At 70.4% G+C, this 25,630-nt stretch carries 25 protein-coding genes and 1 tRNA gene; 14 read left to right on the top strand and 12 right to left on the bottom strand.

All coding sequences use genetic code 11. The features are described 5' to 3' along the window. Positions 1-16 precede the first annotated feature (16 nt). Both VC184_RS03135 and VC184_RS03140 read right to left on the bottom strand, forming a co-directional pair. Positions 17-562: a hypothetical protein gene (locus VC184_RS03135; protein ID WP_274178413.1), complete on the bottom strand. Its 546-nt coding sequence runs from the start codon at positions 560-562 to the stop codon at positions 17-19. Beyond that, entirely contained in the window at positions 562-978 is a 417-nt protein-coding gene (locus VC184_RS03140; protein ID WP_112616587.1) for a DUF4383 domain-containing protein, read from the bottom strand. Before VC184_RS03140 ends, VC184_RS03135 begins: the two co-directional genes overlap by 1 nt. Before the next feature lie 219 nt (positions 979-1,197). On the opposite strand from VC184_RS03140, the gene VC184_RS03145 reads away from it, so the two are divergent. From VC184_RS03145 to VC184_RS03160, 4 genes are all read left to right on the top strand, one after another. Further along, positions 1,198-1,626, top strand: a complete 429-nt coding sequence (locus tag VC184_RS03145) for a YdeI/OmpD-associated family protein (protein ID WP_112616589.1) — start codon at positions 1,198-1,200, stop codon at positions 1,624-1,626. Between the two features lie 44 nt (positions 1,627-1,670). After that, positions 1,671-2,288 carry an asparagine synthase gene (locus VC184_RS03150; protein ID WP_269267287.1) on the top strand — a complete coding sequence of 206 codons (618 nt, stop codon included), beginning with the start codon at positions 1,671-1,673 and terminating at the stop codon, positions 2,286-2,288. Positions 2,289-2,364: 76 nt separating this feature from the next. Continuing rightward, positions 2,365-2,437, top strand: a tRNA-Arg gene (locus tag VC184_RS03155). 124 nt (positions 2,438-2,561) lie between these two features. Beyond that, positions 2,562-3,815, top strand: a complete 1,254-nt coding sequence (locus tag VC184_RS03160) for an FAD-binding protein (protein ID WP_323987266.1) — start codon at positions 2,562-2,564, stop codon at positions 3,813-3,815. A gap of 13 nt (positions 3,816-3,828) precedes the next feature. On the opposite strand, the gene VC184_RS03165 is transcribed toward VC184_RS03160, so the two are convergent. Next, on the bottom strand, positions 3,829-4,899 hold the full coding sequence (locus VC184_RS03165; protein WP_274178416.1) for an FUSC family protein: 1,071 nt from the start codon (positions 4,897-4,899) through the stop codon (positions 3,829-3,831). Between the two features lie 89 nt (positions 4,900-4,988). On the opposite strand from VC184_RS03165, the gene VC184_RS03170 reads away from it, so the two are divergent. Beyond that, positions 4,989-6,398, top strand: coding sequence for an L-serine ammonia-lyase (locus tag VC184_RS03170; RefSeq protein WP_323987267.1), 1,410 nt, complete (start codon positions 4,989-4,991; stop codon positions 6,396-6,398). A 150-nt stretch (positions 6,399-6,548) separates the two neighbouring features. Continuing rightward, entirely contained in the window at positions 6,549-6,974 is a 426-nt protein-coding gene (locus VC184_RS03175; protein ID WP_064956137.1) for an Hsp20/alpha crystallin family protein, read from the top strand. A gap of 138 nt (positions 6,975-7,112) precedes the next feature. On the opposite strand, the gene VC184_RS03180 is transcribed toward VC184_RS03175, so the two are convergent. Beyond that, positions 7,113-8,495 carry an HNH endonuclease signature motif containing protein gene (locus VC184_RS03180; protein ID WP_323987268.1) on the bottom strand — a complete coding sequence of 461 codons (1,383 nt, stop codon included), beginning with the start codon at positions 8,493-8,495 and terminating at the stop codon, positions 7,113-7,115. Positions 8,496-8,632: 137 nt separating this feature from the next. Then, positions 8,633-9,064 (bottom strand): MarR family winged helix-turn-helix transcriptional regulator, encoded by a 432-nt coding sequence (locus VC184_RS03185; RefSeq protein WP_112616601.1) that lies wholly within the window; start codon positions 9,062-9,064, stop codon positions 8,633-8,635. A 35-nt stretch (positions 9,065-9,099) separates the two neighbouring features. Here VC184_RS03185 and VC184_RS03190 point away from each other — a divergent pair, with 35 nt between their 5' ends. Together VC184_RS03190 and VC184_RS03195 are read left to right on the top strand one after the other, a co-directional pair. Next, positions 9,100-10,899, top strand: coding sequence for a DUF2207 domain-containing protein (locus VC184_RS03190; RefSeq protein ID WP_323987269.1), 1,800 nt, complete (start codon positions 9,100-9,102; stop codon positions 10,897-10,899). A gap of 326 nt (positions 10,900-11,225) precedes the next feature. Beyond that, complete coding sequence (locus VC184_RS03195) at positions 11,226-11,558, top strand: hypothetical protein (RefSeq protein ID WP_112616605.1); 333 nt, start codon at positions 11,226-11,228, stop codon at positions 11,556-11,558. 22 nt (positions 11,559-11,580) lie between these two features. On the opposite strand, the gene VC184_RS03200 is transcribed toward VC184_RS03195, so the two are convergent. The 3 genes from VC184_RS03200 to VC184_RS03210 all read right to left on the bottom strand — a co-directional run bounded on the left by VC184_RS03200 (position 11,581) and on the right by VC184_RS03210 (position 14,249). After that, positions 11,581-12,645 carry a sodium:calcium antiporter gene (locus VC184_RS03200; protein ID WP_323987270.1) on the bottom strand — a complete coding sequence of 355 codons (1,065 nt, stop codon included), beginning with the start codon at positions 12,643-12,645 and terminating at the stop codon, positions 11,581-11,583. Between the two features lie 69 nt (positions 12,646-12,714). After that, positions 12,715-13,953, bottom strand: a complete 1,239-nt coding sequence (locus tag VC184_RS03205) for an amidohydrolase (RefSeq protein WP_269267295.1) — start codon at positions 13,951-13,953, stop codon at positions 12,715-12,717. Between the two features lie 23 nt (positions 13,954-13,976). Then, the gene (locus VC184_RS03210; protein ID WP_114588191.1) at positions 13,977-14,249 is read right to left on the bottom strand and encodes a VOC family protein; all 273 of its coding nucleotides are present in this window, start codon (positions 14,247-14,249) and stop codon (positions 13,977-13,979) included. An 86-nt stretch (positions 14,250-14,335) separates the two neighbouring features. Here VC184_RS03210 and VC184_RS03215 point away from each other — a divergent pair, with 86 nt between their 5' ends. Continuing rightward, positions 14,336-14,464 (top strand): hypothetical protein, encoded by a 129-nt coding sequence (locus tag VC184_RS03215; RefSeq protein WP_323987272.1) that lies wholly within the window; start codon positions 14,336-14,338, stop codon positions 14,462-14,464. 95 nt (positions 14,465-14,559) lie between these two features. Here VC184_RS03215 and VC184_RS03220 read toward each other — a convergent pair whose 3' ends face one another. Continuing rightward, positions 14,560-15,591 (bottom strand): aggregation-promoting factor C-terminal-like domain-containing protein, encoded by a 1,032-nt coding sequence (locus VC184_RS03220; protein ID WP_323987273.1) that lies wholly within the window; start codon positions 15,589-15,591, stop codon positions 14,560-14,562. A gap of 230 nt (positions 15,592-15,821) precedes the next feature. Here VC184_RS03220 and VC184_RS03225 point away from each other — a divergent pair, with 230 nt between their 5' ends. From VC184_RS03225 to VC184_RS03240, 4 genes are all read left to right on the top strand, one after another. Further along, positions 15,822-16,295 carry an S-ribosylhomocysteine lyase gene (locus VC184_RS03225; RefSeq protein ID WP_114588189.1) on the top strand — a complete coding sequence of 158 codons (474 nt, stop codon included), beginning with the start codon at positions 15,822-15,824 and terminating at the stop codon, positions 16,293-16,295. Positions 16,296-16,319: 24 nt separating this feature from the next. Continuing rightward, entirely contained in the window at positions 16,320-16,964 is a 645-nt protein-coding gene (locus VC184_RS03230) for a hypothetical protein (protein WP_323987274.1), read from the top strand. Between the two features lie 81 nt (positions 16,965-17,045). Continuing rightward, the gene (locus VC184_RS03235) at positions 17,046-18,548 is read left to right on the top strand and encodes a PepSY-associated TM helix domain-containing protein (RefSeq protein WP_407667125.1); all 1,503 of its coding nucleotides are present in this window, start codon (positions 17,046-17,048) and stop codon (positions 18,546-18,548) included. An 88-nt stretch (positions 18,549-18,636) separates the two neighbouring features. Next, positions 18,637-20,736: a glucose PTS transporter subunit IIA gene (locus VC184_RS03240; RefSeq protein WP_323987275.1), complete on the top strand. Its 2,100-nt coding sequence runs from the start codon at positions 18,637-18,639 to the stop codon at positions 20,734-20,736. A 102-nt stretch (positions 20,737-20,838) separates the two neighbouring features. On the opposite strand, the gene VC184_RS03245 is transcribed toward VC184_RS03240, so the two are convergent. Next, positions 20,839-22,473 carry a bifunctional NAD(P)/FAD-dependent oxidoreductase/class I SAM-dependent methyltransferase gene (locus VC184_RS03245; RefSeq protein WP_282502111.1) on the bottom strand — a complete coding sequence of 545 codons (1,635 nt, stop codon included), beginning with the start codon at positions 22,471-22,473 and terminating at the stop codon, positions 20,839-20,841. Between the two features lie 66 nt (positions 22,474-22,539). Between VC184_RS03245 and VC184_RS03250 the strand changes: the two genes are divergently transcribed. Then, positions 22,540-23,094, top strand: coding sequence for a helix-turn-helix domain-containing protein (locus VC184_RS03250; protein WP_282502112.1), 555 nt, complete (start codon positions 22,540-22,542; stop codon positions 23,092-23,094). Between the two features lie 94 nt (positions 23,095-23,188). On the opposite strand, the gene pgi is transcribed toward VC184_RS03250, so the two are convergent. Together pgi and aztA are read right to left on the bottom strand one after the other, a co-directional pair. Next, a complete protein-coding gene (gene pgi / locus VC184_RS03255) occupies positions 23,189-24,874 on the bottom strand; it encodes a glucose-6-phosphate isomerase (protein WP_282502113.1) in 1,686 nt (561 codons plus the stop codon). Next, positions 24,871-25,590: a zinc ABC transporter ATP-binding protein AztA gene (gene aztA / locus VC184_RS03260; protein ID WP_274178427.1), complete on the bottom strand. Its 720-nt coding sequence runs from the start codon at positions 25,588-25,590 to the stop codon at positions 24,871-24,873. The genes pgi and aztA overlap by 4 nt, the downstream gene beginning before the upstream one ends. Positions 25,591-25,630 lie beyond the last annotated feature (40 nt).

Below are 25,630 nucleotides of genomic sequence, written 5' to 3' on the forward strand. Positions count from 1 at the left end.
CCGAGCGGCGGCTGGATCAGTGGCTGTGCTCGGTGGAGAAGAGCGGGTGGTCGGAGTGGCTCGGGGCGGCCCGGCCGGCTTCCGTCGCGCCCAGCGCAGGCGTGACGAGCCCGGCGACGATGACGCAGCCTGCGACGAGTCCGATGACGCTCGTCCGCGGGGCGACGGGGGCGTCGGCGGGGGAGGTGCCGGCGGACGCAGAGCGCGCCCGGCGCACGACGGCCGCCGCGGCCACGCCGTACGACACATGGAGAAGCGCGGTCACGCCGACGGCGTGCACGCTGATCCGCATCGGGTCCGCTGCGAGAGCGAGCCCCGATACGACCGTGCCGACGACGGCGATGGCCATCGCGACGCGGGGAGCGACGAGGCGGCCGCGGGTCAGGGCGGCGACGCCCCAACCGAGAGCGGCCGCCCCGACGACGGCCGCGAGGACACCGACGCCGCGGTCAGCGACGCCGGTGCCCTGCGTGATCATGCCCGCGCCCACGCCGAGCTGAAGCAGGCCAGCCCCCCACGCGGCGAGCGTGGGCCAGGAGCGGGTGAGCGCGGCGGTGTTCATCAGGCGACGGCGTGGCGACGGTTGTCGACGGCGCGGTCGGTGCCGAGGCCGACACCCAGCAGCACGAGGGCGCTGGCGAGGTGGAGGAAGTGGTCGGCGGTGTTCAGGGCGAGCACGTTCGCAGCGCTGTCCTGGATGAAGAAGCCGACGATGCCGAGCAGCAGGTAGGCCGCTCCGACGGTGACGTTGACGCCCTTCGCGGCGCGGACGCCCGAGAGGCCGCCGATGAGCAGCGCGGCACCGATCAGGAGGTGCGCGATGTTGTGCAGCGGGTTGACCTCGAAGATGCCGAGCAGCAGACCACCCTCGGTGGCGATGAAGTCGACGCCCGCGGTCACGGTGAAGCCGAGGAGGCCGACGAGGATGTAGACGGCGCCGAAGATGATTGCCACGAGGCGGTTCGGTGATGTACGCATGAGGGTTCCCTCCCATTGGGCGACGGATGTCGCGGTGCTGCGGTTGTTCGGTGACAGTGGCAGATCGGTTTGCCTCTGACGGAGCCCGGGGCGTCCGATCTTGTGTGAGTCGTCGATATCGATGGGGAGTAATGCCCAGGCCGTGACGCGAGGCTACGGTCAGCGATCTCACGGCTCACAGGCCTTGTGCGCCCTTATCGGGCGGTGGTATGGAGGAGCGTGCGATTCGAGACCACGCTGTCCCAGTTCGGCAACAACACCGGCATCGAGGTGCCGTTCTCGGTGCTGGATGCCCTCGGCGGCGGCCGTCGCCCGGCGGTCTCGGTCACGGTCAACGGGTTCGCTTTCCGCAGCACGGTGGGGTCGATGCGGGGTCTCGCCCTCATCCCCTTCTCAGCGGAGCGACGGCGCGAGAGCGGGCTTGCGGGAGGCGACCGGATCGTCGTCGACATCGAGCTCGACGACGCGCCGCGCGAGGTCGAGGTGCCGGCCGATCTCGCCACCGCCCTGACGGATGCCGGGGCGAGTGAGGCGTTCGCCGCGCTGTCGCCGAGTGCGCGCAAGGCGCACGTCGTGAACATCGAGTCCGCGAAGGCGCCCGAGACGCGCGCGCGGCGGATCGCGGCGGTCGTCGCCAAGCTCGGCTGACACGCGCGCCCCGTAGGATTGGGGTGAGGTGAGGAGGGGCAGCGTTGGCCACCCGTCAAGCGCGTACCAAGAGCTCGGAGATCGTCGCCGAAGGTTTGTACATCGCCTCCGCGGCGACCCGCCTCGCGCTCAAGAACGCCATTCTCGTCGACATCCTCGCCGATGGGCGCGACTTCGAGGCCGATCGTTTCCTCGACGACGCGCGTGACGCGCTGATCTCGCTCGCCGAGGAGGCCGAGGCCGACGCCGAACGCACCCACCGTGAACGCAAGGCGGCGAGCGGCCGCTACAGCGATTCGAGCGGAACGCACGACTATCGCAGCCGTGATGTGTCGAACCTGCGGCGACGGCGGAAGCAGTCGCTGCGGATCGCGAAGGAGCTGCGCGAGCGCGCCGCCGACGAGGCCGAGCTGCGCAAGCTCATCGCCGACGCGCGCGAGGCCGCGTGGGGCGAGGTGGCCGGAAACATCGATCGCACGCTGCGGATCGAGGCGGCGCGGCCCGATCTCGAGCCCGACTACGAGCGCATGCGCACGGCCCGCATGCAGGCCCTGCGGATGGTCGATCTGCCGCGCCTGCGCTCGCAGCGGCGCAATGCTCAGCGCCAGGCGGTCGAGCGCGACGAGGCCGTGGATTCCGCGGTCGCGCCGGTGATCGATTAGCCACTCCGCGCTCGATTCGCTCTTTGCGCGAGAGCGGGCTATGCTTGACGACGGCCCGGGAGAGATTCCGGGACATGCGCCCGTAGCTCAATGGATAGAGCATCTGACTACGGATCAGAAGGTTAGGGGTTCGAGTCCCTTCGGGCGCACACTGTGTTGAGACAGTGAACGAGAAGCCTCCGCTCTGCGGGGGCTTCTTTGTTTTCCTGGCTGCTCCCGCCGACTTTGTTGCGTCGCTATACATTCTCGGCGGGTATCGCGTAGCGTGGGTTCGTGACCGAACGGAACTGGGCCGGAACGCACACCTTCGCCGCCGAAGCCGTGCTGACACCGACGACGATCGCCGAGGCGCAGCGGTTCGTCGCCTCACACGACCGCATCCGGACGCTGGGAACGCGGCATTCCTTCAACGATCTGGCCGATACTCCCGGCACCCTTCTCGACCTGACGGCGATCGCGCCCGACATCGAGGTCGACGACACGGCCCGCACGGTGACAGTGGGGGCCGGCACGCGCTACGCCGTGGTCGCGCGACACCTCGCCGATCACGGCTGGGCGCTGCACAACATGGGGTCGCTGCCCCACGTCTCCGTCGGAGGTGCGACGGCGACGTCGACGCACGGCTCGGGGGATCGCAACGGATCCCTCGCCACCGCCGTGCGAGCGCTTGAGTTCATCGGCCCGGGCGGCGAGCTCCGCACGGTCTCCGCGGGCGACGCCGACTTCGCCGGCAGTGTGGTCCACCTCGGCGCCCTCGGGCCGGTCGTCCGGCTGACGCTCGCGATCGAGCCGACGTATCAGGTGAGGCAGGACACCTACGCCGGCCTGACGTGGGATGACCTCTTCGAGCGATTCGACGGGGTGACGGCAGCCGGTTACAGCGTCAGTGTCTTCACACGCTGGAACACGCCCGACGTCGGCGAGGTATGGGTCAAGGAGCGCCTCGACGACACCGCGGCTCCCGACATGCCGGAACGAGTGCTGAGCGCACGCCGGGTGACGGCGAAGGCGGACTCGCCGGCGGCCGACGGGGTCGACAACACGACCGAGCAGGGCGGCGTCCCGGGCGACTGGTGCGAGCGTCTGCCTCATTTCCGCATCGATGCGACGCCGTCCAACGGCGACGAGATCCAGACGGAGTACTGGGTCGACCGGGCTGTCGCCGTCGACGCCATCGCCGCCGTCCGCTCGATCGCCGACCGGGTAGAGCCCGCCCTCCTCGTCACGGAGCTGCGCACCGTCGCCGCCGATGACCTCTGGCTCTCTCCCGGGTTCGGACGTGACAGCGTGTGCATCCATTTCACCTGGAAGAACGAGCCGGATGCCGTGCGCACGGCCATCTCGCACGTGGAGCGGGCGCTCGCCCCCTTCGATCCGCGCCCGCACTGGGGCAAGGTCTTCTCGATGCCCATCAGCGGATCGCTGCCGCACCTGGATGACTTCCGGGAGCTCGTGGCGCGCGTCGACCCGACGGGGAAGTTCTCGGGCCCCTACCTCGAGCGGGTACTGGGCATCCCCGCGCGCTGAGGAGCCCCGCGGCTCAGGTGAAGGGTCGCGAGGCGTCGATGATGCGGCTGAGGTCGACGGCGGTCCGCGTCCACGGTGAGATGCGCCCGTCGTTGCGGGCGGGAACCGTCTCGACGACGCGGGCGAGCGCCTTCTCGGCATCCTCGACCGTGGTCGCGGCGGCGGGGTCGCCCAGAGGGCGAGCCACGGCTCGGGCGGTCGCACGGACAGCCTCGGCGAGTGCGGCACGCGGGGGCGCGGCATCCGGTGTGAGGGGCAGCCCGTCGATGCCGTCGGCCAGCTCGATCGTCTGGCGGACGGTGTTCTCGAGGGCGCGCAATCGGCGGTTGTTCTCCGTCTCGATGCCCCGTCGGCGACGGGCGAGCGGATGCGCTTTGCGGCTGCGTGCGGCCTCGCGGACGTCGGTCGACACGGCGTCGAGGATCTCCTCGAGATAGCGCTGACCGGCCTCGTCGGCCGGTTCGCCGTCGGCGATCGAGGTCGCGAGCATCTCGAGCCGGTCCGATACGGCGTCGCGCAGCTGCGACAGGCGTGTGGAGGCGCGGCGGAGGTAGAGGGGCGGAATGATGGCGAGATTGACGGCGACGCCGATGACGACGCCGAACGCCATCGTGACGAGGTACGACACCGAGAAGCCGCCCGCGTCGTTCGCCCCGAGCAGCAGTACGAACAGGGCGGCGATGGCGATCCAGTCTCGGCCGGTGCCGAGCGCTCGGATGCCGCCGACGGCGACGCCGACGCCGACGACGATCGCCACACCCACGATGCGGGGGCTGGGGCCCGACACGAACCACAGGCCCACCAGGCCGATCGCGATGCCGATCGCCAGGCCGCCGACCGCCTGCAGGCCGGCCTTGGCCGAGTCGGCGATCGTCGGATACATGCTCACGAGCACGCCGAGCGGAGCGTAGTAGGAGTACTCGTCGTGCGCGAAAGGTACGTACGGCGCGAGATACCAGGCGATCGCAGCGGCGAGGGCCGCCTTGCCGGCGAGCAGCAGACGAGAGAGCGCGAAGGCCTCTCCGCCCGCGGTCCGCGCCGCGGCTTTCAGCGAGACAAGGCGGGGATGGGGTACGGCGGTCATCAATCGCGACGATAGGCGTACAGCGCGCCCGACAGCAGCCCCTTGACGCCGCCGGGCCCGTACGGCAGATGCTGGCGTAGCCTGGGCGAGTGAGCGCTTACGTCTCGGCGTTCGAGCTGTTCTCCATCGGTGTAGGACCCTCGAGCTCCCACACGGTCGGCCCGTTGCGTGCTGCCCGTGCTTTCGTCGTCAGGCTGGAGGCCGCGGGGCGGCTTCCCGAGGTCGCACGGGTCGGCTGCGTGCTGTACGGGTCGCTCGGAGCGACCGGGATCGGGCACGGCACGCCCGACGCCGTGGTCGCAGGGCTACAGGGTCATGCGCCCGAGACCGTCGATCCCGACGTGGTTCGCGGCGCGTGGACCGAATGGGTCGACGGGTCGCCCCTGGTGCTCGCGGGGTGGCACGCGGTGCCGTTCTCGCGGAGCGACGTGACCTTCGAACCGCGGACGCGGCTTCCGGAGCATCCCAACGCGATGACCCTGAGCGCGTGGGACGCCGCGGGCGATCTCGTCGCGTCGGAAACGTATCTCTCGGTCGGGGGCGGCTTCATCCGACGCGCAGGCGAAGCCGCCGAGGCGGGCGGACGGCGCGGAGGTTCGGGCGCTGTCGCCTGGCCGTACCGCTTCAGCACCGCGGCGGAGCTGCTCGAGCTGTGCGAGCGCGAGCAGATGAGCATCGCCGGCCTCGCGCGCCGCAACGAGGAGGCACTCCGGCCGGAGGCCGAGGTCGCTGCCGGCCTCGACGCGATCTGGGATGCCATGGCGGGGTGCGTCGAGGCGGGGCTTCGAGCCGACGGCACCTTGCCGGGGATGCTGCGCGTGCGGCGCCGGGCGGGGGCGATGCGGGCGCAGCTCGAACAGGCGGAGGCGGCGGGTGGGCGTGAGCTGCCGGGGGAGTGGCTCGGTGCTTTCGCGCTCGCCGTCAACGAGGAGAACGCGTCGGGTGGACGCGTGGTCACCGCGCCCACCAACGGTGCCGCAGGAATCCTTCCGGCGGTGGCTATGTACTGGTGGCGGTTCGCGGCGAAGTCGCGGCTCGCGTCGGAGGATCTGGATCGGCGCCGCGGCATCAGGCGGTTCCTGTTGACCGCGACGGCGCTGGGGTCGCTGTTCAAGGCGAACGCGTCCATCTCGGGTGCGGAGGGCGGCTGCCAGGCCGAGGTCGGATCTGCGTGCGCAATGGCTGCGGGAGGCCTGACGGCGGTCATGGGCGGCAACAGCGCGCAGATCGAGAATGCGGCGGAGATCGCGATGGAGCACCACCTCGGGCTCACGTGCGACCCGGTCGGTGGCCTCGTGCAGATCCCGTGCATCGAGCGCAACGCGATCGCGGCGTCGACGGCGGTCACCGCGGCGCGACTCGCGTTGCGGGGTGACGGGCAGCATTACGTGTCGCTGGATGCCGTCGTCGAGACGATGCGCCAGACCGGGATCGACATGTCGCACAAGTACAAGGAGACGAGCGAGGGCGGTCTCGCCGTGAACGTCGTCGAGTGCTGAGAGGCCCTCCCGCGCCCCGTCTTCGGGGCGCTGTTCGCTGTGCGAGAACCCTTGGCACTCGATGGGGGAGAGTGCTAATCTGGATGCAGTTGAGCCGAGACGGCTCAACTTTCAGATCTCAACACGAAGCATCAGAGAAGGGAAAGATCGATGGCTACTTATGACCCGTTCCGCGACCTCGACCGCATCGCCTCGAGCCTCTTCGACACGCGCCGCGGCCCCCGTCGCATGCCGATGGACCTCTACCGTGACGGCGACCACTACGTGATGACCGCCGACCTGCCGGGCATCGACCCGGGCTCGGTCGACATCGACGTCGACGGCCAGCTGCTGACCATCCGCGCCGAGCGCACGCTCGCGAGCGGTGACGGAGTGAAGTGGATCACGCGCGAGCGTGAAGCCGCGAGCTTCCTGCGTCAGCTGAACCTCGGCCAGGGCGTCGACACGGAAGGCATCGCCGCGACCTACAACAACGGCGTCCTGACTGTGACCATCCCGGTCAGCGAGAAGGCCAAGCCGCGCAAGGTCGAGGTCACGACCGACGCAGCCGCGCCGGTGGTGCCGATCGAGAACTGATCGCGCAGATCCGCGTTCGCACGACGGGCGGCCGCAGCTCTTTCGGGGGCGGCGGCCGCCCTTTCGCGTATATCCCCCAGCGCCCGCGACCGATTCGAAGGCGCGCGATGCGCGCGCCCGACTGCGTGGCTGCAGCACTCAGAAGGGTGGCGGTTCGTCCGGCGGTGGTCCGCCGCGTGTCGCATCCGGTGGCGGGTCCGTGGTGGCGATGGTGAAGCAGACGGCCGGTATGGGTACGTCTTCGCGGTAGACCCGGCCGAGGGGTGAGGTCCATTCCAGGACCCCGCCGCCGACCTGCCTGACCTCCCACTTCGTGAATTGCTTCATCGAGTGGTGTCGTTGGCAGAGGTGGGCGAGGTTGAAGATGTGGGTGTGCCCGCCGAGGGCGTGATCGATCGTGTGGTCGAGCTCGCAGCGGATCGCGGCTCTGCGGCATCCGGGGAACCGGCAGTGCTGGTCGCGCGCCATCAGGAGCTTCTTCATCGACGCCGTGGGCCGGTAGGTGTCGATCTCGACCGGGGTGCGGGTGACGGGGTCGATGAAGAGCCGGTCCCACTCGCTGACCTGCCCGGCGAGCTCGCGTGCCGTATCCGCATCGATCAGCGCGCCCCCGACGGCTTCGGCCGGGTTCTCGTCACGCCCCATCAACGTCTCGGCGGTGACCGCCACCTGAACCCGCGCGCGGATCGCCCCGAGCCCACCAGCCCGGTCGATCCCATACGTCGGGTCAACGACCGGCGCCCCGCCGAGCACCAGGTCGCCGAGGATGTCGGCGCGCAGCTGATCCATCGTCCTCGTGTCGGCGGGCTTACCCGACCCAGCGGCATCCGCCCCGGCACCTTCCGCCCCGTCGCCCTCCGCCCGGGCGTCCTTCACGGACTGCCCCATCTGCGTCAGCCGGTCGAGCATCCCGGCGGCGATGACCGTCGGAAGGTTCGCGACGAGATTCGACATCCCATCCGACCCGTGGAACACCCGTACGCACCGCTCCGCCGCCGCGGTCTTGTGCCGGTCGGTGAACGTCTGCGGGTGAAGCCGGGCTGCCAACGCATCCAGCGCACCCCGCACCCGCGACGGCACGTCCCGCTCGCACACCGCGATCGCGGCTTCCGCGAACGAATCCCGCACCTCATTCGGAAGCCCCGCACCGACCCGCACGACCACATTCACGTGGCCACGTTCGATCCGCCGCTGCACCCACGCCTCGAACACCGCGGGATAGTCGTCGATGACGGTCATCGCATGGTCGATCTCACCCTGCAGCCGCCGATCCGTCAACCGCGCCATCCCGGCCGCTTCGGCCGCGACTGAACGCAACTCCATGTCCGACGCCATACCCCGCACCCCGTCGCGGCGCGCGTCGTGCAGGGCGGCGTGACCCAGGTCGGCCAGCGCCCGGGTGCGAGCGATGTCAGCGGCGTGAGAGAGGTCAAGGGCCTCCGCGTACCTCGCAAAAGCGAGCGCTTGCGACGGCGTGACCTCGTCGCGTCGCGCCTCGCTTCCCCCGTCACTCGCCGTCATGTTCCCATTGTGACAGCGGGGTACGACATTCGAGTCGAACACATGTTCGGTTATCGAAAGTCAGGGCACCGTCCCGCCGGGGGAGGAATCGACATCGCGAGACGCCGCGCGACCCGCAACTCCGCTCCGCGCGGTCGTCAGGACAGACGTCGCAGCTTCGTCGTCAGCTGCTCGAGCTGCTCGAGCTCTTCGGTCGACAGCACCGACATCCGTTCGGCGATGGAGCGGCCGTGGGCGGCGGCGAGTCGACGAAACGCCGACAGCCCCTCCGGCGTCGCCGTGAGCATTGCGCCGCGGCCATCCGTCGGGTCGCCGCACTTGGTGATGAGGCCGCGCGCGACCATCCGATCGACCAGGCGCGAGACGCTCGGCTGGCTGATGAGCATGTTCGCGGTGACGTCTCGCAGGCGAGCGCGATGGCCCGTGCCTCGCGCGACCGTCAGGAGCACGTCGTACTCGGCCTGGGTCAGCTCATCGCCGGCGAAGTCATTGCTGATGTCGTCGAAGATCTCGTGCTGCGCGCGGAAGAGGCTCTCCCACGCGGCAACGGCGCGACGACGATCGTTCATGGCGACAACTTTACTGCCCGCCTAAGCTGGTCGGCATGATGCGTCGCACCCGGGCGGCACTCGCGATCGTGGTCCTCGTGCTGATCACGGGCCTTTTCGGGCTGGCGGTCCCTGCCGCGGCATCCGCCGACGAATCCGCCGATCTCGACGCCTTCGTCTTCGATTCGCTCGCCGTGGACTACACCCTCAGCCGCGACGAGGACGGCATGGCCAGGATGCGGGTCGTCGAGACCTTCGTCGCCGATTTCCCCCAGTCCGATCAGAACCGGGGCATGCGCCGCCTTCTGCCCGAGACCTACAACGGGCAGCCGCTGCATCCGGAACTCATCTCGGTCACCGACGAGAACGGCGATGCCCGTCCCGTCGAGACCGACAGCGAGGACGGCACCCTCGGCATCCTGACGCGCGGGCCCGAGTACCTGCACGGGCCGAACACCTTCGTCTTCACCTACGACCTCGAGAATGTCGTGTGGGACTTCCCGGACACCGGGCTCGAGTTCTACTGGGACGTCAACGGCACCGACTGGAATCAGCCGTTCCGGCAGGTGACGGCCACCTTGCGGGTCGACCCCGCTATCGCGGACGCCCTCGCCGGCCGGCAGGCCTGCTATGTCGGCGAGCAGGACAGCACCACGCCGTGTCCCGAGATCGTCGCCTCACCGGACGGAACCGCGATCGCCGCCTCGGCGACCGACCTCGCGCCGCACGAGACGCTCACTTTCGCCGTCGGGTTCGAGGAGGGCACGTTCGAGGTGTACGACACCGGGTTCCTAGCGTCGCCGCTCGGATGGCTCCAGTCCGGGTCGACGGCGCTGCTCGCCGGCGCCACCGGCTGGGCGCTGCGCAATCGCCGGCGGTACCTCCGCGACGAGCCCGGGCGCCCGACGGTCATCGCCGAGTACGCGCCACCGCGCCGCATCGATGCGATCGACGCGGCGGTGCTGTTGCAGAAGACGTCGAAGGCGATTCCCGCCGAGGTCCTCGAGCTGGCGCTGGTGGGCGCCATCCGCATCGTCGACGATGGGAAGAGCCGCTGGGGACGTGCGAAGCTGCAGGCGGAGCTCGTCGACCCTCGGGCCGCAGATGAGAACGGGCGCAGACTCCTGCGCGGCATGTTCCCGCATCACCGTCGTGGCGAGGTCTACCGCTTCGGCTCCTCCGACACCCGGCTGTCCACCGAGACCCAGCGGGCGCTGAAGATGGCCAAAGACAGTCTCCGCGGTCGCGGCATGTACAAGCCTGTGCCGGCGGGAGTGCGTGGCTGGCCCGTCGCCGCATGGGCCATCGCGGCGGGTCTGGTCATCCTGTTCGGTGCGCTCGCGCTGAACGCTCACGTCCACCCCGCACTGCCCATCGTCGGCATCGTTCTGGCGACGGCGTCGTTCCTGGTGGTCGTCTTCGCGGTCGCCGGTGAGCCGCTGTCGGACACGGGGGCGGAGATCCGCGACCACCTGCGCGGGCTGGACCTCTTCATCCGGTGGGCCGAAGCCGACCGCATCCGGATGCTGCAGTCGCCGACCGGCGCTGAGCGCGAGCCGGTCGCAACGGACGACCCCCGGGAGACGCTCCGGATCTACGAGCGACTGCTGCCGTACGCCGTGCTGTTCGGCCGCGAGAAGGAGTGGGCTGCGCACCTGACGGCGCTCTACGGCGACGCGGGCATCGCGACGCCGGGGTGGTACGTGGGAACGGCGGCGTTCGATGCGTCATCGTTCGCGGCAGGTATCGGCACGCTGTCGTCGGCGGCATCGTCGTCGTCGTCGACCGCGGGCGGGTCGAGCGGGGGCGGGTCTGCCGGCGGGGGAGGCGGCGGAGGCGGTGGTGGCGGCGCCTGACGCGTCGTCACGCGCGGTCGTCACGCGCGGTCGTCGCGCGCGGTCGTCGCGCGCGGTCGGCTCTCGCGGCCGGAAGACAGTTGAGGGTCCGACCGAAGAGGCATTCGGTCGGACCCTCGTCCCTTTGCACCAAGAGTTTCCTGCAATCACATGCCGGTGGCTGCCACAGCAAAACAGCTACCGTGCGAGCACTCTATAACGGCGAGGTAACGACGAGCAAGGGTTTTCCCGTTATCTTTTCGTAATCATCGGAAACGCTGAGCCGGCACCTCGACGACATCCGGTTTTCGGCCTCCGCAGTGCCGCGGGTCTGTCAGGATGAGCGCGTGCACGCCCACGGCCGAGACACCGCCAGCGGACCCTTCGTGGTCACGCTCGTCGTCGACCTGCCGATCGCCAAGCCCGATGCCCTCGAGACGATCGCCTTCGTATCGGACGGGGCGATCGAGAATGCGGGTACGGCCTTCCCGCGCGTCGGGCTGGGCCGGGACGTGTGGGCCGAGGTGCAGATCCCGAAGTTCGCCGACCCGCCGCCGCTCGCCGTCGACGTCTGCTCGGACGTGTCCTGGGATGTCGCGGCGACGGAGGCCGCGCGGTTGGCCGATGCGCTGCGGCGGGTCGGATGGTCGGTGCGGTCGCCGCGCTCCGACGAGGTCTGAGTCGCCCGCGCGTCGCGGTCGGTCACGCGGCGACGGCGAAGAGCCCCGCGATCCCCGCGCCGTAGAGAACGAGCACGGTCAGCGAGTCGACACCCATCCCGGCGATCCGCTTCGCGGGCCGGAAGATGAGTCCGATGACGTAGACGAGCGTCAGCAGCGCGGCCAGCGCGGTGAGGTAGATGTCGGCTCCATTCGCCTGCGGCAGCACCGCCTGGCCCGAGATCAGGGTGGCCACGAGGAACAGCACGGGCAGGAACGCATTGCCGCCGAAGATGTCGCTCATCGCGAGATTGTCGTCGCCCTGACGGATGGCCTGCAGCCCCGTGGAGATTTCCGGCAGCGCGGTCGCGAGCGCGAGGATGGTCGCGCCGAACAGCACACCCGACAGGCCGATCTCGTCGGCGATGGCGTCGCCGACCCGCTCCAGCACGACACCGGCTCCGAGCGTCGCGAGCGCGGAGACCGCGAAGATCGCGACGACCGCCCCGGTGCTCATCGAATGATGCGGATGCCGCGGCTTGGCGCGCCGGTGGCCCGGGGTGTGTTCACTCGCACCCGGCGACGTGCCGTTCTCGTGCCAGGGGAGGTGCTTGCCGGCGCGCTGCACGAGGAAGAGCCCGGCGAGCCACAGCGCCGCGATGAGCACGACATCGGGGGTGACACGTGCGACGACGAGGTCGCTGGGAAGCTGGCTCCCCGCCATCACGACCGCGAGCACGGCGACCACGATCACGGCTTCGAGCACGAGGACGAGGGATGCGGCGCGATAGGTCAGCGGCCTGACCCCGCGACCGCGCTTGCCGAACAAGTCGAGGATCACCAGCACCACGGTCTGCAGCGCGATGCCACCCAGGATGTTGCCCACGGCGACTTCGAGGTTGCCCGCGATGGCGGCACTGACGGTGATGGCGATCTCGGGCAGGTTCGTGGCCACAGCGAGCACGATCAGCCCGCCGAACGCGCTGCCGATGTGCCAGCGATCGTCGAGGACGTCGGTCGACTTCGAGAGCTGGATGCCGGCCACCCACACCACGGCGGCGGCAGCGGCGAAGACCAGGAGGAGCAGCCAGAGGGGCAGGTTCGACATCCCCTCAGTGCACACCCGAACCTGTGCGACGGCGTACCGCTTGCGTTCGCGGCCGGAATGGACTCCGGCTCAGCGGAGCCAGCTGGAGCGTCCGAACCGCTCCCACCGCTCGACGATGTGCACATCGCCGTCATCCGTGGTCTCGAGCACCGTGGTGCCGCCGATGACGACGTGCTCGACTCGCGACTCCACCGCGAGCGGGTCGCCCGACCACAGGACGAGATCGCCGTCGCGACCGGCCTCGAGGGCGCCGACGCGGTCGTCGAGTCGCAGGATGCTGGCCGGGTTCGTCGTGAGCGCCTGCAACGCGACATCCGCCGGGAGGCCCTCTCGCACGGCGAGGATCGCCTGCAGACGGATCTGGTCGATCGGCACCACCGGGTGATCGGTCGTGATGGCGACGGTGACGCCGGCCTCGGCGATCAGGGCGAGTGCCCCGATCGCCCGGTCGCGCAGCTCGACCTTCGAGCGCGAGGTGAGCATCGGCCCGAAGATGACGGGGATGCCCTTCTCGGCCAGGACGTCCGCGATCTTGTGGCCTTCGGTGCCGTGGTTCACGACGAGCCGGTAGCCGAACTCCTCGGCGAGCCGGATCGCGGTGACGATGTCGTCGTGACGGTGGCTGTGCTGATCCCACAGCAGCGTGCCGTCGAGCACCTGAGCGAGCGTCTCCTTGCCGAGGTCGCGCTCGAACGGCTCGCCCTTGGCCGCCGCTGCATCCCGCTTCGCGACGTAGTTCTGGGCGCCGACGAAGGCGTCGCGCAACACGGACGCGACGCCCAGGCGGGTCGAGGGCGTCTGCTTCTTGTCGCCGTAGACGCGCTTCGGGTTCTCGCCGAGGGCGGACTTCACCGACACGTTCTCGGCGATCACCTGCTCGTCGACGGTGCGCCCGCCCCACGTCTTGATGGCGACGGTGCGTCCGCCGATCGGGTTGCCCGACCCCGGCTTGATCACGACGGAGGTGACGCCGCCGCGCAGGGCGTCGCGGAACCCGACCTCGTCGATGTCGATGCCGTCGAGCGCGCGGAAGCGGGCGCCGTTGGGGTCGGTCATCTCGTTGGTGTCGTTGCCCGACCAGCCCTCGCCGTCCTCGTGGACTCCGAGGTGGCCGTGGGCCTCGACGAACCCGGGCAGAACCCAGCGCCCCGCGGCATCCACGATCTCGGCGCCGTCGGGCACGGGCGTCTCGGCCCCGCCGACGGCGGTGATCACGCCGTCCGTGACGATCACCGTCCCGCTCTCGATGACGGGCGCGGACACGGGGACGATGCGGCCGTTCACGACGGCGAGGATGCGGGGGGCCATGCCCTCGACCCTATGCCGGACGATCACTGGAGGCAGAACTCGTTGCCTTCGGGGTCTCGCATCTGCCAATACCGCTCGGGCCACGCACCCCACTGCTGTTCCACCAGCCGCACGACGCTCGCCCCGAGCCCGACGAGACGATCCTTCTCGGCATCCACGGCCTCGGCCGTCGCGCGGCGGGCACCGTCGACGGGTGCGACCGACACGTCGATGTGCAGGCGGTTGCGCCCCCGCTTCGAGCCGGTGACCTCCTCGTCGCGACCGACGGTACTCCCGCCCTCCGACAGTGGGTACACCCGGTATCGCCGGACGGCAACGGGGCTGACCGCTCGCTGGCGACGTCGTAGCGTGAGCCACTCACGAACTGCAGGGAGGAACCACCATGAGCCTCAATGGAAACGTGCCCTTCGTCGCACCCGGTGAGATGCCCATCGACCCGATCGAGGAAGCTCCGACGCTCGAGGTCACGGCTGAGGACCCCCTCGACGAGGACACCCTCGACGAGGACTGACCCCGCTCCGGAACGGCGAAAGCGCACGTCCGCACGGTCTCCGCGTGAGCGGACCGTGCGGACGTGCGCTTTCGCGAACCGTCAGCGAGCGGTGATCAGTACCAGCCGACCGACTGCGAGTGGCCCCAGGCGCCGCAGGGCGAGCCGTAGCGGCCGGAGATGTAGCCGAGGCCCCAGCGAACCTGGGTGACGGCGTTGGTCTGCCAGTCGCCACCGGCCGAAGCCATCTTGCTGCCGGGAAGCGCCTGCGGGATGCCGTACGCACCGCTGCCGCTGTTGTAGGCCTGGTAGTTCCAGCCCGACTCCTTGTTCCAGAGCGATACGAGGCACGAGAACTGGTCCTGGCCCCAGCCGAACTCGCCGAGCATGTTGCTCGCGGCCTGCTGCGCGGCGCCGGGGGAGTTGTCGCCCGTCGAAGCGACCGCCGAAGCAGCGGGCGCGGACGAGGACGAGGACGAAGACGAGGACGACGAGCGCGAGCCGCTCGAACGCTGCGCTGCGGCCGCGGCGGCCTCTTCCTCGGCCTTCGCCTTCGCGGCGGCCTCAGCGGCTGCGGCCTCTTCGGCGGCGATCCGCGCGGCCTCTTCCTCGGCGGCCTTCTGCGCCTGTGCGGCCTCGAGACGTCCGCGGAGGTCGGCCGTCTCGGCCTGCACGTCGTCGGTTGCGTCCGTGAGCTGGTCGGTGAGGTCGGGCAGGAGCAGCGTCGGGATGACCTCGGTGTCCTTCAGGCCCTCGATGCGCTCGCGCAGCTGCGTCGTGTCGATCGTCGTGTCGCCCTCGATCGGAAGCGCGGCGGCTGAGACGTCGCCGGTCACGGTGGCGGCCTCGACGACCGATGCCTCAGCCGCGGCGACGGCGTCGCTCGTGGCCTGCTCGATCGCGCTGAGCGGCTTCGCCGTCGACGTGGCCGCGGCGGTCACCAGTGCAGCGCGCTGCATCACCGGTGCGGGGCCGGATGCCGTGGGCAGTGCGGCCGAGGCAGTCGTGCCCACGACCGCGGTCAGCCCCATGGCCAGCCCGAGGGTGAGGGCGGCGGGACGGACGAAGCGGCGGGATGCGGAGCTGGAGCTCACGCTGGCGGAGCGCCGCAGGTCGCGGCGGGTGGTCTGGTTCGACGAAGAAGTCATGCGAACAGGGGCGGTCCTTCGATGTTTGCGGGCACCGCGACAGGCGGCGGGCGTCTCGGGCGGACGCACAAAACTCCCCGAGTCTGCGGGTTGAGTCTGGACGAGTCCCGGACAGTCCCTGGACGTAACCTGAATGCCCGAGCGCGCCGAGCCCATGACGGGGAGCGTTACTCTGGCCGGAACGGCGGCGCTCGGCGGCCGTCCGACCGTCCGCGTCGAAGGAGGAACACGTGGCTGAAATCGAGAGCTTCACGCTGGATCACACCGCTGTGCTGGCCCCGTACGTGCGCCGGATCGGCGTCGAGCACGGACCGGACGGCGGAACCATCACCAACTTCGACGTCCGCTTCGTGCAGCCCAACGCGGGCGAGATCCCGACCGCCGGCATCCACACCATCGAGCACATGCTCGCGGGTCTCCTCCGCGATCGGATCGCGGGGGTCATCGACATCTCGCCGTTCGGATGCCGCACCGGCTTCCACCTGTTGATGTGGGGCGAGCCCGAGGTCGCCGATGTCGTCGCGGCGCTCACCGGCAGCCTGCGGTTCATCGCCGAGGAGGCCGTCGAGGCCGACATCCCGGGCGTCTCCGCTCTCGAGTGCGGCAACTACCGCGACCACTCGCTGCACTCGGCCCGCGAGTGGTCGAAGACCGTCCTCGATCAGGGCATCAGCCTCGACGCCTTCTCCCGCGTCGGCGTCTGAGGCCGGCCGACCGACCGCCGCGACGTGACCCCGTCTCGCCACCAGCGCGCGCTGCGAGCCGCCGCTGCCGCGACCCTGGCCACGTTCGTCGCGCTGCTGTCGCACGTCGCAGCGGGAGGCGAACCGCCCTCGGCGCTGGGTGCCGCCCTCCCGTGGGCGCTGTCGCTGATGATCAGCCTCCCCGTCGTCGGGCGCCGCGTCTCGGTCGTGCGCCTCGGTGCCGCGGTCACGGCCGCGCAGACGCTCTTCCACGTCATGTTCGCGCTCGGAGTCGTGCCGCTCGCTGGCTCCGCACGGATTCCCACGCCGGCGTCGAGCCTGACGGGGCCGTTCAGCCTGCACGCGGGACATATGTCGCTCCCGGCATCCCCGTTCGCGCCGGGTGCGATCGCTGCGGCAGCCCCGGACGCCGCGATGATCGGTGCCCACATCCTGGCGGCCGCCATCACGACCCTGCTGCTGCATCGCGGCGAACGGCTGCTCGCGGCGCTCGCCGATCTCGCGCGGCGCATCGCGACGCGGCTGCGGTCTGTGACTCGGGATGCCGTCCCTTCCGCGCCGATGCCGCCGCGTCTGCGCCCCCTCGCGTCGAGCGTTCGCACACCGCGCCTTCGCGCCCTCGTCGCGGCGCCCGCGCGTCGCGGCCCGCCCGCTCTCCTCGCTCTCTGACGCCCCGGCGCCCGTCGGGGCGATCCGTCGTGCGCGCTGACCATGCTTCGCGTGCAGGCACCCCGATGACCGAGGAGTCCCATGTCCATCACCGAGTCATACGCGTCCACCGACGGCGCCCCCGATACGGGCGGCGCGCCCGCCACCACGTCCCGCGAACACGCTCCGCCCCGGCGGTCGCGTGCGTGGGTCATGCCGCTGCTGCTGCGGATCCACTTCTTCGCCGGCATCCTGGTCGGCCCGTTCATCCTGATCGCGGCGCTCAGCGGAGCGGTCTACGTCGTGACGCCGCAGCTCGAGCGCGTCGTCTACGCCCATGAGCTCAGCGCGCCGGTCACCGAGACGACACTCCCGATCGGCGACCAGGTCCGCATCGCCGAGGGGTACATCGGTGACGCCGCCTCGCTCGCGGCGGTGCGGCCCGCGCCCGCAGCGGGCGACACGACGCGCGTCATGTTCGCCCAGGAGGGGCTCGGTCCGAGCCAGACCCGCGCTGTCTTCGTCGACCCCGGAACGGGCGAGATCCGAGGCGACCTGACGGTCTACGGCACGAGCGGCGCGCTGCCGCTTCGCGCGTGGGTCAGCGACCTGCACCGCAATCTCCACCTCGGCGAGCCGGGCCGCCTCTACAGCGAGTTCGCCGCCTCGTGGCTCGGCATCGTCGTGGTGGCCGGGCTCACGCTCTGGGTGGTGCGGCTGCGTACGGCGCGCGCCAAGAAGGACCTGTTCCGCCCGAAGCGCGGAGCGCGGGGCTACCGACGCCTCTTCGGGTGGCACGCGTCGCTCGGAGTGTGGCTCGTACTCGGAGCGCTCTTCCTGTCTGCCTCCGGCATCACGTGGTCCACCTACGGCGGTGCGAACGTCTCGACGCTGCGAGCGGCACTGTCGTGGCAGAACCCGGCGCTGTCGACGGCGCTCGGTGACACCGGCTCCGGTGGTGCTGCGGGAGCCCATGCGGACCACGGGGTCGTCGCGGCGCCGACCGCCGCGGTCTCACCCGACACCTTCGACGACGTGCTCGCGGTCGCGCGCACCGAGAACGTGAACGTCGGCCTCATCGAGATCCGGCCGCCCTCGGCTGCGGGGCAGGCGTGGGTCGTCCAGGAGATCCAGCGCAGCTTCCCGACGGAGGTCGACGGTGTCGCGATCGACGGCGACACGCTCGCGGTCGTGGACCGGGTCGACTTCGCTGACTACCCGTTCATGGCGAAGCTCGCGCGGTGGGCCGTCGACCTCCACATGGGGTCGATGTTCGGCCTCGTGAATCAGCTCGTCCTGTTCGTGGTCGCCGCAGGGATCGCGACGATGGTCGTGCTCGGGTACCTGATGTGGTGGAAGCGCCGGCCCACCCGCGACCCCGCTCGCCGGATGGGCACGGTCCCCGGCGAGGCCCTTCCGAACGCGCCGGTATGGGGTGTCGTGCTCGTGGTGGCCGTCGCGATCGGCATCGGGTACTTCCTTCCCCTCGTCGGCCTGCCGCTCGCCGCGTTCGTCATCGGGGATGCGCTCGTACAGGGCGCCCGGGGTCGTCGGGCGCGGAGATCTTCCTCCGGGGGAGCGGAAACGAGTGTGGTCAGGCCATGACTGGTCAAGCCCTCGTTCCCGGCGAATTCTCAGGGTAAAGTTCCGGGCGAAGAACTCCGGCCACCCGTCGGAGAACAGGAGAGAAGCCATGGCGACAAGCCCCGCTGAATCGATCGTCGACGCCGTCGGCGGTCCGGGAAACATCGAGAGTCTGACGCACTGCGCCACGCGCCTGCGTTTCCAACTGCGCGATTCCTCGAACGTCGATCAGTCGACGGTCGAGGCGATCCCCGGCGTCATGGGCGCCGTGCCGCAGGCCGGGAACCGCTACCAGGTCGTCATCGGCGGAGCCGTCCAGAACGTCTACAACGACATCAACGCGCTCCCCTCGATGTCGGGCGCCGGCGGTGGCGCTGTCGACGAGGACGACATCGACTCGGTCAAGGCGCGCGAGCGCGCGAAGGGCCCGCGCGGCAAGGTCGCCTGGCTCGACTCCCTGTTCGAGTTCCTCTCGGACTCGTTCCGCCCCATCCTCGGCGCGCTGCTGGGCGCATCTCTGTTCATCACGTTCATGGCGCTGATGGCGACGCTCGGCGTCATCCCGGCCTGGAACGCCCCGGGCGTCGTCCTCGACCCGTCGTGGCAGTTCGTCAACCTGATGTGGCAGTGCGTCTTCATCTTCCTGCCGCTCATGGTCGCCTACAACGCGGCCAAGAAGGTCGGGGCCGACCCGTGGGTCGGCTTCGCGATCATGGCCGTCGTGATGCTGCCGCAGTTCTCGGGTCTGGCGACCCAGGAGGGCGCGCAGCAGATCAACTTCCTCGGTTCGGACATCACGACCGTCTCGGTCTTCGGTCTGCCGCTGACGATCTTCGACTACAGCTCGCAGGTGTTCCCGCCGCTGCTCATGGCGGGTGCGCTCGGGCTGCTCTGGAAGGGGCTGCGCAAGGTCATCCCCGAGAACATCCAGCTGATCTTCGTGCCGTTCCTGGCGATGCTGATCATGATCCCGCTCACGGCCTTCCTCATCGGACCCATCGGTGTGTACGCGGGTGCCGGTCTCGCGAACCTGCTGAGCTCGATCAACGACTTCTCGCCGTTCATCTTCGCGGTCGTCATCCCGCTCGCGTATCCCTTCATGGTTCCGCTCGGCCTGCACTGGCCGATCAACGCGATCATGCTGCTGAACATCCAGAACCTCGGCTACGACTTCATCCAGGGCCCGATGGGTGCGTGGAACTTCGCCTGCTTCGGCGCGACCGCCGGCGTGCTGTGGATCTCGTGGCGTGCCCGTGACAAGCAGATGCGGCAGACGGCGACGGGAGCCCTCGCGGCCGGTCTGCTCGGCGGCATCTCGGAACCCTCGCTCTACGGCATCCACCTGCGCTTCAAGCGCATCTACCCCCGGATGCTCGTCGGATGCCTCGTCGGTGGTCTCATCATCGGCATCGGAGGTGGCGTCAAGACACAGGCGTTCGTGTTCACGTCGCTCCTGACGATCCCCGCCTTCGACTCGGTCGTCCTCTACGGCATCGCCGTGCTCGCGGCGTTCGTCGTCGCGATGGCCCTCGTCATCATCAGCGACTACCGCACGCCCGAGCAGCGCGCCGAGTTCGAGGCGCAGCGCGATAAGGCCGAGGCGAAGGCCGGCGCGACGGCTGCCGGTGCTGCGGCAGCGCCCGCTGCGGCTGCGGCCTCGGGCTCGGGCTCGTCGACCGCGGCACCCGCGCAGACCGCGCAGGGGACCGCGACCGCGACCCTCGACAAGCCCGGCGCCACCGATGAGGTGTCGGCGGCGATCGAGATCGCGTCTCCGCTCGACGGCACGGCCGTCGCGCTCTCCGAGGTGCCGGACCCCGTCTTCGGTGGCGGCGTCATGGGTCCGGGTGTCGCGATCGAGCCGACGGGCAACACCGTCGTCTCGCCCGGTGCCGGAACAGTCGCGGCTGCACAGCCGACCGGTCACGCGTTCGGCCTCGAGCTCGACAACGGGGTGGAACTGCTCATCCACGTCGGCATCGACACCGTCAACCTGAAGGGCGAGGGCTTCGAGGTCCACGTCAAGGCCGGTGACCGCGTCGAGCAGGGCACGCCCCTCGTGACGTTCGACCGTGCCGTGATCGAGAAGGCGGGCTACCCGCTGATCACGCCGGTCATCGTCCTCAACGGCGACGCGTTCGCGACGGTCGACCCCGTGGGCTTCGGCCCGACGACGACCGGCGCCCCCCTCCTGGTCCTGGAGAAGTAACTCCTCAACCCCCGACCCCCAACGTCGACTCGCCACGAATCGCGGATGCCGGGCTCCCGGCATCCGCAGATTCTGGCGAGTCGACGTTTTACGTAGGCGGGGTCAGGGGAGGCGGCGGAGCAGGAGGACGCCGTCGAGCGGGTGCGGGGGACGGGATGCCGCGTGGCCCGATGCCGCAGAGGCGGCGTGCTCGCGGATCTCTCGCCGCTCGACGATCTCCTCGCGCTCGACTACCCACTCTGTGGGGTCGAGGTCGAGCGCGGCGCGCTCCTCGGCGGGCGTGGGGAACGGAGGATGGTCGGGATGGTCGTGCGGCTCGCCGTCCTCGGGCCCGCGCGGCGGTCCGCCGGCATGCGACACGACGAGCAGTCGCCCGCCCGGGGCGACGTGGCGGAGGGCGGCGCGCAGGAGAGGGATGCGGGAGAACTCCGGGTCCCACGAGTGCAGGAAGCTCGTCGTCACGAGGTCGAACTCGCCGAGCTCGGCCGCGTCGATCTCCCCGGCGACGAAGGTCGCGTCGACCTGAGCGTCACGGGCGGCCGCCTGGGCCCGTGAGACCGCCGTCGGCGACAGGTCGACGCCGGTCACCGACCACCCGCGCGATGCGAGCCACAGGGCGTCGCCGCCCTCGCCGCAGCCCAGATCGAGCGCCGCGGCCGGAGTGAGCGAGCCCGCCGCCTCGAGCTCGGCGATCACCGTCGAGGTCGTCTCGTTCACGCGCCCCGACCACACCCGGTCCGTCTCGGCGTATCGCGCCTCCCAGTCGGCGGCGTGACCGCGGCGGCGCTCGAGCGCTGCGGCGGCGTCGCGGCCGACGAGCGCGGCGTTGACCGCGGCGCCGGCCATCGACCCGGCGCCCATCGACAGGGGGACGTTCGCCATCGGTGCGACGACGTTGCCGGCGGCCCACACGAGGGGGTGGCTCGTCGCCCCCGCCGCATCGACGGCGATGAACGACCCGACCGGTCCGTCGGCGCGGGCGAGGTCGAGCCCGGCGAGGAAGCCGTCGTGAGGCTCGAGGTGTCCGCCGGTGAAGATCGCGTCGATCGCCACGCGCTGCCCATCGGCGGTCACGACAGCGCCGATCGCCGCGTCGTGGGCGTCGTCCGCCGCTTCCGCCGGGCCGGTGACGGCGACCACGGGCGAGGAGACGGTGCGGATGCCGCGAGCGCGCAGCCGCTCCCGCACGTCGTCCCCGAGGTCACCCGCCGCAGCGGTGAACGCCACGACGTCGGGGCTCCACTGCCGTACGAGCTCGATCTGGTGCAGGCTCATCGGCGACGTCGCGAGCACGCCGATACGGCGATCGCGCACTTCCCAGCCGTGGCAGTAGGGGCAGTGCAGCACGGTCCGTCCCCAGCGCTCGGCGAGCCCCGGCACATCGGGCATGCGGTCGGAGACGCCGGTCGCGACGAGAAGCGCTCGCGTCGTGATCCGCTCGGTGCCGCCGGCGAGGACGACCTCGAGGCCGCCGTCGATCTCGGTCACCGACGCGACGCGCGCCGAACGGAAGGCGACGCCGTAGCGTTCCGCCTCTTCGCGGCCGCGTCGGCGGAGCTCGGTCGGCGAGGTGCCGTCGAAGCCCACGACGGCGTGCATGTGCTCGGCGAACCGATTGCGCGGGCTGTCGGAGTCGAGCACGAGGGTGCGGCGGCGAGCCCGCCCGAGCATCTGCGCGGCGCTGAGGCCGGCGGGGCCGGCGCCGACGATGACGACGTCCTGATCGAGATTCTGCATGTCGAACAGCATCCGGATTCGAGTGCTCTCTGGCAAACAGGTTTGCGGAAATGGCAAACTGGATGCATGACCGGACTGGATCAGATCGGCCCGCGCCTGCGCGCGGCCAGGCAGGAACGCGGGCTCACCCTCGAAGAGCTCGCGGAGCGGGCGGGCATGTCGACGAGCACGCTCTCGCGGCTCGAGTCGGGCAAGCGTCAGGCGAACCTCGAGCTTCTCGTGCCGCTCACGCGGCAGCTCGGCATCCGGATCGACGATCTCGTGCCCGCCGAGCATCCCGATCCCCGGGTGCGTCGGCCCGCGACGACCCGGCACGGTCATGTCGTCGCGCCGCTGACGCGCGAGAGCTCACCCGTGCAGACCTACAAGGTGACGTTCCCGCCGTCCGATGAGGCGCCGGCCCCTCGTGTCCACGACGGCTTCGAGTGGTTCTACGTGCTGAGCGGGCGGATCCGGCTCGTGCTCGACGACCAGGAGCTCATCCTCGCGCGGGGCGAGGCGGCGGAGTTCGACACCCGCACCCCGCATTCCATCAGCGCGGTGGGTACGCGCTCCGCCGAGGTCATCAGCATCTTCAACGCCGCCGGTGAGCGCATGCATACCCTGACGGCCCCCTCCTGACACCCGCCCCCTACGCGTCGACTCGCCGAGAACTGCGAATGCCGGTGTCCCGGCATTCGCGTTCTCTGGCGAGTCGACGGTGTGCGTTTGTGGGTCAGGAGTGGCGGTGCGTGCGGTAGTAGGCGAGGAGGGCCTGGGTCGAGGCGTCCTGCGCGGCGAGCGCGTCGGCGTCGCCCTCGATCGCGGGCGCGATCTGCAGGGCGAGCTGCTTGCCGAGCTCGACACCCCACTGGTCGAACGAGTTGATGCCCCAGATCGTGCCCTGCGTGAAGGTGATGTGCTCGTAGAGCGCGATGAGCTCGCCGAGCACTCTCGGGGTGAGCGCGGGCGCGAAGATCGACGTCGTCGGACGGTTGCCCGCGAACGTCCGTGCCGCGACGAGCGCTCCGGTCGTGCCCTCGGCCTCGACCTCCTCGGCGGTCTTGCCGAAGGCGAGCGCCTTCGTCTGCGCCAGGAAGTTCGCGAGGAACAGCCCGTGCACGTCACGCCCGCCGTCGGTGAGCGGGTGGGCCGGGTTGACGAAGGCGATGAAGTCGGCGGGGATCAGCCGCGTGCCCTGGTGGATGAGCTGGTAGAACGCGTGCTGGCCGTTGGTGCCGGGCTCACCCCAGAAGACCTCGCCGGTGTCGGAGGTGACGGGGGTGCCGTCCCAGCGGACCGACTTGCCGTTCGACTCCATCGTGAGCTGCTGCAGGTAGGCCGCGAAGCGGTGCAGCTGCTGCGCGTAAGGGAGCACCGCGTGCGTCTGGGCGCCGAGGAAGTTGGTGTACCAGACGTTGAGCAGGCCCATGAGAACCGGCACGTTCTTCTCGAGCGGAGTGGATGCCACGTGCTCGTCGACCGCGTGGAAGCCGGCGAGCAGGTCGCGGAACGCGTCGGGGCCGAGCTCGATCACGAGCGACAGGCCGATCGCCGAGTCGACGGAGTAGCGGCCGCCGACCCAGTCCCAGAATCCGAACGCGTTGGCGGGGTCGATGCCGAAGGCCTCGACCTTGTCGAGCGCGGTCGAGACGGCGACGAAGTGGTGGGCGACGGCGTCCGTCCTCTGCGCCTCGCCGTCGTCGATCGCGCCGGCCTCCTGCAGCCCGGCCCACAGCCAGTCGCGGGCGAGGCGCGCGTTGGTGAGGGTCTCGAGGGTCGTGAAGGTCTTTGACGCGACGATGAACAGCGTCGTCTCGGGGTCGAGGTCGGCGGTCTTGTTCGCGATGTCGAACGGGTCGATGTTCGACACGAACCGCGCCTGGATGCCGGCGGTCGCGTACGGCCGAAGCGCCTCGGAGATCATGACCGGGCCCAGGTCGGAGCCGCCGATGCCGATGTTGACGACGTGGGTCACCTTCCTGCCGGTGATGCCGGTCCATTCGCCCGAGCGCACCCGGTCGGCGAAGGCCGACATCTTCTCGAGCACGGCCTGGACGTCGGCGTCGATGTCTTGGCCGTCGACGACGAGCTCGGGTGAGGTGCCGGCGGGGCGACGCAGGGCAGTGTGGAGCACCGCGCGGTCTTCACTGGTGTTGATGTGCTCGCCGGAGACCATCGCGGCGTAGCGCTCGGCGACGCCGGTCTGCTCGGCCAGGCGTACGAGGGCGGCGACGATCTCGTCGGTGACGAGGTTCTTCGACAGGTCGACGTGCAGGTCGGCCAGCGGCAGGCTCAGACGCTCGACGCGCCCGGGGTCGCTGTCGAACCACCCGCGGAGGTCGGGGGTGAAGCCCTTCTTCAGCGACTCGAGGTCGGTCCAGGCGGCGGTGGTGGTGGCATCGATGGGAGCAGCGGTCACGCTCTCACGGTAGCCGCGCCGCGGTGTCCGCGTCCACGCGGCGCGGCGGAAGAACTCTCGACGACGCGCCCGTCGACCAGGCGGCACACGGCATCGACGTCGCCGAGCTCTGCCAGATCGTGCGTGACGGCGACGACGGCCGTGCCCGTGCTCGCCACGGCGGCGAGAGCGGATGCGACGGCGTCGCGGGATGCCGCATCCAGTCCGCTCATCGGTTCGTCGAGCAGCAGCAGGTCGGCCTCCTGCGCGAGGGCTTGCGCGATGTACGCCCGCTGGCGCTGGCCGCCCGAGAGCAGGCCGAGCGGCCGCCGGGCGAGCGGGGCCAGCCCGACGGTGTCGATCGCTTCGGCGATGCGCGCGCGGTCGCTGCGCCGCAGCGGCAGGAATGGTCCCCGCTCGCGCCAGCGCCCCATCGCGACCAGGTCGGCCACGGTCAGCGGCAGGCGGGCGCCGTCGTTCGAGGTCTGCGGTACGAGACCGACGCGGATGCCGGGTTCTCGGCGCACCGTTCCCGAGGTGGGGGAGAGGAGCCCGGCCGCGACGGCGATCAGGGTCGACTTCCCCGACCCGTTGGCGCCCACGATCGCGTGGACCTCTCCGCCGGTCACATCGAGATCCACGCCGCGAAGGGCGAGGTGCCCGTCGAAGGCGACGGTCACCTCCCGCAGGGCGACGACGGAGCCACCGGGGACGAGTGGGGTGGTGGAGCTGGACATCCACCCAGTATTGCAAATGAAAACGGTTCTCACTTTCATG

Origin of the sequence: Microbacterium plantarum (assembly GCF_035231185.1) — a bacterium.
GTDB classification, from domain to species: domain Bacteria; phylum Actinomycetota; class Actinomycetes; order Actinomycetales; family Microbacteriaceae; genus Microbacterium; species Microbacterium plantarum.

Coding starts and splice junctions, on each gene's coding strand:
- VC184_RS03135 (WP_274178413.1), bottom strand. CDS start 562: ATGAACACCGCCGCGCTCACCCGCTCCTGGCCCACGCTCGCCGCGTGG.
- VC184_RS03140 (WP_112616587.1), bottom strand. CDS start 978: ATGCGTACATCACCGAACCGCCTCGTGGCAATCATCTTCGGCGCCGTC.
- VC184_RS03165 (WP_274178416.1), bottom strand. CDS start 4,899: ATGACCGCCGTACCCCATCCCCGCCTTGTCTCGCTGAAAGCCGCGGCG.
- VC184_RS03175 (WP_064956137.1), top strand. CDS start 6,549: ATGGCTACTTATGACCCGTTCCGCGACCTCGACCGCATCGCCTCGAGC.
- VC184_RS03180 (WP_323987268.1), bottom strand. CDS start 8,495: ATGACGGCGAGTGACGGGGGAAGCGAGGCGCGACGCGACGAGGTCACG.
- VC184_RS03185 (WP_112616601.1), bottom strand. CDS start 9,064: ATGAACGATCGTCGTCGCGCCGTTGCCGCGTGGGAGAGCCTCTTCCGC.
- VC184_RS03190 (WP_323987269.1), top strand. CDS start 9,100: ATGATGCGTCGCACCCGGGCGGCACTCGCGATCGTGGTCCTCGTGCTG.
- VC184_RS03200 (WP_323987270.1), bottom strand. CDS start 12,645: ATGTCGAACCTGCCCCTCTGGCTGCTCCTCCTGGTCTTCGCCGCTGCC.
- VC184_RS03205 (WP_269267295.1), bottom strand. CDS start 13,953: ATGGCCCCCCGCATCCTCGCCGTCGTGAACGGCCGCATCGTCCCCGTG.
- VC184_RS03215 (WP_323987272.1), top strand. CDS start 14,336: ATGAGCCTCAATGGAAACGTGCCCTTCGTCGCACCCGGTGAGATGCCC.
- VC184_RS03220 (WP_323987273.1), bottom strand. CDS start 15,591: ATGACTTCTTCGTCGAACCAGACCACCCGCCGCGACCTGCGGCGCTCC.
- VC184_RS03235 (WP_407667125.1), top strand. CDS start 17,046: ATGTCCATCACCGAGTCATACGCGTCCACCGACGGCGCCCCCGATACG.
- VC184_RS03240 (WP_323987275.1), top strand. CDS start 18,637: ATGGCGACAAGCCCCGCTGAATCGATCGTCGACGCCGTCGGCGGTCCG.
- VC184_RS03245 (WP_282502111.1), bottom strand. CDS start 22,473: ATGCAGAATCTCGATCAGGACGTCGTCATCGTCGGCGCCGGCCCCGCC.
- VC184_RS03250 (WP_282502112.1), top strand. CDS start 22,540: ATGACCGGACTGGATCAGATCGGCCCGCGCCTGCGCGCGGCCAGGCAG.
- aztA (WP_274178427.1), bottom strand. CDS start 25,590: ATGTCCAGCTCCACCACCCCACTCGTCCCCGGTGGCTCCGTCGTCGCC.